This window comes from Pseudomonadota bacterium (assembly GCA_022361155.1).
GTDB lineage: Bacteria > Myxococcota_A > Polyangia > Polyangiales > JAKSBK01 > JAKSBK01.
In genome coordinates this window covers 1-1,207 of sequence record JAKSBK010000114.1, presented here as the reverse complement: position 1 = coordinate 1,207, position 1,207 = coordinate 1, and the positions used below count along the sequence as shown (strand labels likewise).

The 1,207-nt window shown below is 64.7% G+C and carries 2 protein-coding genes; one reads left to right on the top strand and one right to left on the bottom strand.

The features are described 5' to 3' along the window. Nucleotides 1-292: hypothetical protein (locus MJD61_04070; protein MCG8554454.1), on the bottom strand; the 292-nt coding region annotated here is incomplete at its 3' end. Between MJD61_04070 and MJD61_04065 the strand changes: the two genes are divergently transcribed. Continuing rightward, nucleotides 282-1,207, top strand: a 926-nt coding sequence (locus tag MJD61_04065) for a hypothetical protein (GenBank protein MCG8554453.1), incomplete at its 3' end; no start/stop codon positions are given. The genes MJD61_04070 and MJD61_04065 overlap by 11 nt on opposite strands.

The window sequence follows — 1,207 nt, the reverse complement described above, 5'->3', positions numbered from 1 at the left end:
CCAGCTGCAGCGGGGCGCTCGAGCTATCCGACGAGGTGTGCGCCGCCGGGGACGTCCGCTGCGCGGACCTGGGTCGCTGCGGCCAGTGCCTTTCGTGTCTCGAGTCGTGCACGAGCGTGCGGTGTCCTGTGAAGCCCGAGGAGCCGTCCGCACAGCCTGCGCCAGCAACGCCGCAGCCTTTGCCAGCGCCGATGCAGTCCGCGCTGGCCTCGAGGACTGGAGCCGCGTTGGCAGCCTCGTTGTCCACGCCACGGCTAGGCGTGAGTGCCGCAGCTACGACGGTGGCCAGCACCACGTCTCCAAGCCTGCCTGCAGCGCTCTTGGCGGACCTCGTCCCGGTCGAGCCGCCGCTGCGTGAAGCCGACCTGCCCCAGGGCATCGCGCGCACCGACTACGAGACCCAGGATTCAGGCCAGACCCCGGGCTCGTTTGCGGTCACGCACCTGGGGCAGGCTTCGTACACGATTCCGATCGAGGTTCCTCCCGGCCGTCTAGGCCTTCAGCCCAACCTGGCCCTGCACTACAGCAGCTCGGCGGGAACCAACTACATGGGGGTGGGCTGGAGCCTTCAGGGCCTGGGCATGATCACGCGCTGCAAGCGTATCCCGGCCATCGACGGCTACACCCCCTACGACGAGAACGGGGCGGGCGACCACTTCTGCCTGGGCGGCGAGCGGCTCGTCATCGTCGACCCGAGCAAGGAGTACGGCGCAGACGATGTGGAGTATCGTACCGAGACCGATCTGTTCACGAAGATCGTGTCAAAGCGACCGGCGGGCTGGACGAGTCCCTTCAGCTTCGAGGTTTCGACCAGGGACGGTCGGACGCTGCGCTACATCACCAAGGGCCGGGGATGGGAAGCATGGCCGCTTCAAGTCGTGAAGGACAAGATTGGAAACTTCATGAACGTGAGCTGGCACAGCTCAGAGAAGGGAGCACAAAACTATCGGCCTTCCGCAGTATTCTACAACTACTCGAGCACCAACCCGGCGGCGACCTACGATACGTATGTCACTTTTCACTACGAATTGCGCCCCGATCTCCGCTCCGCATACGGCGGCGGCCATGAGTATCGCCGAGAACAGCGCTTGACCGAGATCAAGACCTTCGTAGGCAAGCAGCAGATCCGCGAGTACCGCCTCAGCTACCAGACATCGGGCGGCCTGTCTGTGTTGGATCAGGTGGTGGAGTGTGCTCGCAAGCGGGT